At 65.4% G+C, this 5,211-nt stretch carries 3 protein-coding genes and 1 pseudogene; 1 reads left to right on the forward strand and 3 read right to left on the reverse strand.

Annotated elements, in window-relative coordinates; genetic code table 11:
- The 3 genes from ACIPIA_RS09890 to lptF all read right to left on the reverse strand — a co-directional run.
- A partial coding sequence (locus tag ACIPIA_RS09890) for an LPS-assembly protein LptD (protein ID WP_400509017.1) occupies positions 1-2,509 on the reverse strand: 2,509 nt, incomplete at its 3' end.
- A 49-nt stretch (positions 2,510-2,558) separates the two neighbouring features.
- Complete coding sequence (lptG, locus tag ACIPIA_RS09895; protein WP_400509019.1) at positions 2,559-3,650, reverse strand: LPS export ABC transporter permease LptG; 1,092 nt, start codon at positions 3,648-3,650, stop codon at positions 2,559-2,561.
- Positions 3,650-4,843 carry an LPS export ABC transporter permease LptF gene (gene lptF / locus ACIPIA_RS09900; RefSeq protein ID WP_400509021.1) on the reverse strand — a complete coding sequence of 398 codons (1,194 nt, stop codon included), beginning with the start codon at positions 4,841-4,843 and terminating at the stop codon, positions 3,650-3,652. The genes lptG and lptF overlap by 1 nt, the downstream gene beginning before the upstream one ends.
- Positions 4,844-5,000: 157 nt before the next feature.
- Here lptF and ACIPIA_RS09905 point away from each other — a divergent pair.
- A pseudogene (locus tag ACIPIA_RS09905) lies at positions 5,001-5,211 on the forward strand (hypothetical protein); the annotation flags it as partial.

Genomic DNA, 5,211 nt, shown 5'->3' on the forward strand with positions numbered 1-5,211 from the left:
TCTGGGAGTAGCTGAGCTCGCCCAGTGTCCGCAACTCGAGGCGGAACATCACCGTCCGGGTGTCCTTCGTCGCGCCGGCCTGCCGGTCGGCATAGCTCTGCGAGTAGCTGACGTCGAAGATCGTGCACTCGTCGGTATAGTTGATACCCAGCGAGGTCGAAGCCGTCTGGAACGGACCCGTGTTGGGATAGACCGGGGCCGTGGCCACTGTCGGGGCGGCGAGATAGGCGGTGTAGGCGTTGCGATAGAGCTCGCGGTCGTACTTGTACTTGTCGAGGTCGAACAACACGCCCGCGCGCAGGCGCCAGTTCTCGGCGACCTTGAGCGAACCGTTGAGCGACAGGCCTTCGCGCCGGCGCGGGATGCCGAGGTCGGGCTGCGGCTCGTAGCGGCCGTAGCCGACGGAGGCGGTGACGAGGCCTGTCGAATAGGTCGCCGCAGCGTCGATCCGCTGAGTCTCGAACGTTGTCGAGTTCAGGCGCGCTGCACCGGTGAGGAAGAAGCCCTTGAACGGCGACAGCTGGGCCCGGGTGACGAGATCCGAGCTGTTGGTGTCGAGGCCCGAATTGAGGCCGGTATTGACGAGGTCGCCGGTCGAGAAGGAATTGCGGCCGCCCAGCTGATACGACTGGCCGAAGAGGAAGTTGGCAAAGGCCTCCTGGCCGAAGCGGCCGGTGTAGAGCGCGCCGACATTGGCGCGCGTGCCGCCTTCGACCCGGTCATAGCCCGAGAACTTGCCGCTCCACTCGAACAGGTTATTGGCGTCGAAGACGAGGCTCTGGGCATCCTCGTTCGCGATGCGCAGGCTGTTCGTCTCGTTCGGCCGCGCCACGATCTGGGCGACAGGCTCGATGATATGAGTGCCCCAGCTCGTCTTGGCGACGAACGGGTAGCGGTACATCAGGCCGATCGCCGGCATCACCCGGCCGAAAACCTCGTCGGAAGTGTCGGCGATCGTGGTGACTCGGGAATTGATCACGCCGCTCGTGTCGGGGTTGATCGAGAAGACGTCGGCACGCACCGAGGCGTAGGGCGTCCACATCTGCCCGAGCGGGTCGATGAAGTTCCGCCGCCAGGAAACCTGGGCCGTCGCGCGCGCGACATTGCCGGCCAGGCCGCGAACCAGGCAGGTTTCCTTCTGGTAGACCGCGCAGCCGTCATAGAGCCCGCCATACAGCCCCGTCAGAAGGTAGGTCTTCTGCTGCGGCAGCTCGGAGAAGGCCGCCGTGTCGCGCCACAGATTGGTGACGTTGACGTTGACGTCGATCTCGCCGCCGAGGAAGGAGGGCTTGTGGACGCGCTTGTCGTAGTCGAGCACGGGCAGCACGACCGGCTGCTGTTTTTGCCAGTCCTGATAGTTCAGAGGCTGGAAGTAATAGCCGCGCAGATCGAACCAGGCCGTCGCGCTCTGGCCATTGAGATAGGCGGTCGAGGTCGATTCCTGCAGATAGGTCGCGCTGCTGATAGCCTCGTTGCGGATGCGATAGTTCCGGTAGAACCACCGGTCCGTCGACATTGAGGCGTTCCAGCCGAACGACCAGTTCTGATTGATGAAGAACTTGCCGTTCGTTTCGATCGAGCCGCGGAAATCCTTGTCGCGTGCACCGTATGGGGCAACAAGGAACGCATCGGCATCCTGCTGGAAGATGCCCGATGCGCGGATCGTGTAGGAACCGGTCATCAGGCGATGCCGCCACTCTGCCTGCCCGAGCACGCCCTGGCGGCTGAGGAAGGTCGGGGTGACGGTCAGGTCGTAGTTCGGCGCGAGATTGACGAAATAGGGCAGGCCGACGCCGAAGCCGAGCGCGCCGGTATTGATGAACTTCGGCGACAGGAAGCCTGACTTGCGCTTAACCGTCGAATCCGGGCCCGACATATACGGCAGGTAGGCCAGCGGGACTCCGGCAAACTCCAGCCGCGCATCCTCGTAATAGACCGTCTGCTCGGACTTCTTGTGAATGATCCGCGCGGCGCGAACCTGCCAGAGCGGCGGCTTCTCGGGGTTGTCCTTGCAGGGCTCGCAGGCGGTGTAGATGCCCTTGTCGAAGATGAAGGTCTCGCCGTCCGTCCGCTCCGCGCGCGGAGCGGAGAACCGGGTCCGGTCGGGGTTCACCACGCGCAGCGAATCGATGAAGCCGTCGCGGAAATCGTCGGTGAGGTTGAAGCGGTCGCCGGTGATGACGGTGCCGTTCGTCTCGGTGATGCGCGCGTTGCCGATGGCCGTGACGCGCTTGTTGGCCTGGTCGTAGATGACCTTGTCGGCCTCGATCGTTCGTCCCTGATAGAGAATCTGGACGTTGCCGACGGCTGCCACCGTCTTCTTGTCGTTGTCGTAGACGAGTTCGCGCGCGTCGACGACCATCCGGTCCTGCGGCTTGGCTGCGGCCGCGGCGGCATTGGCCGGCTTGGCGCCAGCAGGCTGATTCTGGGCATAGGCCGGGCTGGCCAGCAGATAGGCCAGGCTGGAGGCGAGCGCGGTCGCCGCAGCAAAGTGCGCTACGCGTTTCACGCCGGAAGCCATCCGCTCAACCTAAAATTAACCATAGGCACAGTACTATTCACCCGTCTTCCTGATGAAGGAGGGCGAGCGCCCCGAGCATTGTTCCCAATGCTGCGGGTAGCCACGCCGCGACGACCGGATTGACGATTCCCGACGATCCGAGTTCCTCCGACAGCTGTGTCGCAACATAGAGCACGAACCCGGCCGCGACGCCACCTATCACCAGCTTGGTCACACCACCAAAACGGAAAAATCTTAAGGAAACGGATGCGGCCACCAGCACCATGGCGATGAGCAACAGCGGCCGCGCCATAAGTGCTTGATAACGCAGCTCATAGGGGGTTGTGTCGAGGCCTGCCCGCTGTGTCCGGTCGATCACGGCCGGCATCGACCAGAACCCCACCGCATCGGGCGGGGTGAAGCTCTGGCGCATCTGTTCCGGCTCCAGTGTCGTTGCGATCACATAGCTCGCGTAGCTCTGTGGCTCTTCCGAGGCGGACGTGGTGCGCGCGTCGCTGAGCTCCCAGCGCCCCGGATGCAGCACGGCCTGGCGCGCGTCGACCCGCTCCTTGAAGGAGCCATCCACGTTGAAGACGAAGAACGTCACCTGGGTGAGGCCGTCCTCGTCGGGCAGGGCGCCCCCGGCGCGGATGATGGCCTGGCCGTCGATGCTGCGCTGCCGCAGCCAGATATCCTGGGCCGCTCCGGTCTTGCCGCTGGCGCGGACGAACAATCGCGTCTCGAGGGCCGTCGCCTTGCGCTTCAGCTCGGCGGCGAGAGGGTTGTAGATCAAGATCGAGGCAAGCCCGATCACGCCTGCAACGGCGGCGGCAGGCTGCAGGAACTGCCAGGCCGAGACGCCGACCGAGCGGGCGACGACCAGCTCGAGCTTCCGGCTGAGCGTCAGCAGCGCGAACATGCCGCCGAACAGGGCGGCGAAGGGGAAGATCTGCTCGGCCACGGCGGGTGCGCGGAACAGGGCGAGCTGCACGATTCGCGGCGTGGTGGCGATCGGAGAATCGCCGGCGCGGCGCATCAGCTCGACGAAGTCCAGCGTGCCGATCAGAAAGAAGAACGTGCCGAAGACACTGAGGATCGCGCGGGCGAAGCGCTTGGTCAGGTAGCGCCCGAAAGTCGTGAACAGCAGCATCAGGCGCGCCGGAAACGGGCCGCAAGATTGGCGAGCGGCTGGGTCAGGGGGGCAGCGAGACGGGCCATCACGGGCCGCAGTCGCTCGCCGTAGAAGATCACCGCGACGGCCAGGAGGATGGCGACGATCGGCAGGATGTAGAGCAGGGCGGCGGCGAAGGGCGAGCGCACGCTCGCCGTCCAGGCGGCATAGGCCGCGATGCGCGTGCCGCCGACGATCATGATCGCGGCCTGGATCGCGAGGGCGCGTCCCTGGCGCGTCGTGCGCGCCTCGCCGATCGCCGCGAACGCGATCAGCATGAACGCGAAGGGATAGAGCGGCGCGGACAGGCGGTTGTGCAGCTCGGCCCGGAATCGGCCTTCCTGGATCTTGTAGTAGCTCTCGTTCGGGTCCTGGTTGATCAGCTGCCAGGTCGAGCGCTCGCGTGGCTTGTAGACCACCTTGTCGCCGTCGCCTTCGCCGGAGCCGCCCGTCGGGTCGCCGGTCAGGGCCGAGAGGTTGAGCGCGTAGCGCTCGAACGAGATGATCGACGTCGTCGAGGTGTTCTTGGTCTCGCGCTGGATGGTGCCCTTCTCCAGCATGAGGAAGCTCTGTCCCTCCGCCTCGACGGTCCGGCCGCGCTCGGCGAGATAGATCGAGGGCTGCGCCGGGTCGCGGCGGTCCTGCATGAAGATGCCGACGAGCGCGTCGCCCGCCTTCTCGCGATAATGGAAGGTCACGCCGGAATCGAGGGAGACGAACTGGCCCTCCTTGACGACGTTGGCGACGAAATCGGCGCGGATCAGGGTGATCAGATCGCGCAGCATGCGGAAGCTCGCCGGCATCACCGAGATCGTCATCCAGGCGACGACGACCGCGGTCAGGACCGTGAGGGCGAAGAAGGGCCTGACGATTCGATGCGGCGCCACGCCGGCGGCGTTCATCACGATCAGCTCGGAATCGCCGTTGAGCTTGTTCAGCGTGTAGAGCGTCGACATGAACAGCGCGACGGGCGCGATGCCGGCGATCAGCGCCGGCAGCGACAGCAGCGTGACCGTCAGGAAGATCACGACGGTCTGGCCCTTGCCGGTGATGAGATCGACCTCGCGCAGCGCCTGCGTGACCCAGATCACCCCTGTCAGGCCGAGCAGCAGCACGACCGCCGCGCCTGCCGCGATCTTGAGGATGTATCGGTCGAGGCGGTTGAAGAGCACGCGTCGCTTCCGGCAGTCGGGAACCCGTGGGATTCCCGAGGTGGTTCGTCGGACACTCCCTATGGTATAGCCGCGTCCACGGCGCAAACGGGAATCGTCTGCCGCCGGCCATCCTGGTGTCCTTCCCACGCACTTGTCGCAAGATTGTGAGCGGATCATGTCGCAGCGCCTGAAGCTCGAGGTCAAAGCCCTGAACGCCGCCGAGGGGCCGGACCTCGTGGTCCTGGTCTCGGATCGGCTGGTGCTGTCGCCGGCCGCCGAAGCGCTGGCGGGGAGCGCGGCGCAGGCGCTGCTGGAGCGGGCCGCGGCAGCCGAGAACTACAAGGGCAAGGCCTATGCCGGCCTGACGGTGCCGGCTCCGGAAGGCA

The sequence above is a fragment of the Allobosea sp. CER48 genome, assembly GCF_044752385.1.
In the GTDB taxonomy this organism is placed as follows: Bacteria; Pseudomonadota; Alphaproteobacteria; order Rhizobiales; family Beijerinckiaceae; genus Allobosea.